The organism is Aeromonas dhakensis (assembly GCF_000820305.1).
In the GTDB taxonomy this organism is placed as follows: Bacteria; Pseudomonadota; Gammaproteobacteria; order Enterobacterales; family Aeromonadaceae; genus Aeromonas; species Aeromonas dhakensis.
In genome coordinates, this window is sequence record NZ_CDBH01000067.1 from 22,107 (window position 1) to 22,353 (window position 247).

The following is a 247-nucleotide window of genomic DNA, read 5'->3' on the forward strand; positions in this document are numbered from 1 at the left end:
CCGACGTGGACGGCGCGGATGAAGCCAAGTTTGTGGCCGGCAACGGCACTCCGAGTGCGGGTGCGCTGGGCAGCCTCTCCATCACCGAAGGCGGCGCCTGGACCTACAACGTCGACAACAGCAAGGTGCAGTACCTGGGCGAGGGCGAGACCAAGGTCGAGACCTTTGTGGTCGAGTCGGTCGATGGCACCACCCACACCGTCACCATCACCATCACCGGCGTGAACGACAGCGCCGTGATCGGCGG

At 65.6% G+C, this 247-nt stretch carries 1 protein-coding gene; it reads left to right on the top strand.

Annotation, left to right across the window (positions count from 1 at the left end):
- On the top strand, positions 1 to 247 hold a 247-nt coding region (locus BN1143_RS22815), incomplete at both ends, for a VCBS domain-containing protein (protein ID WP_042051928.1).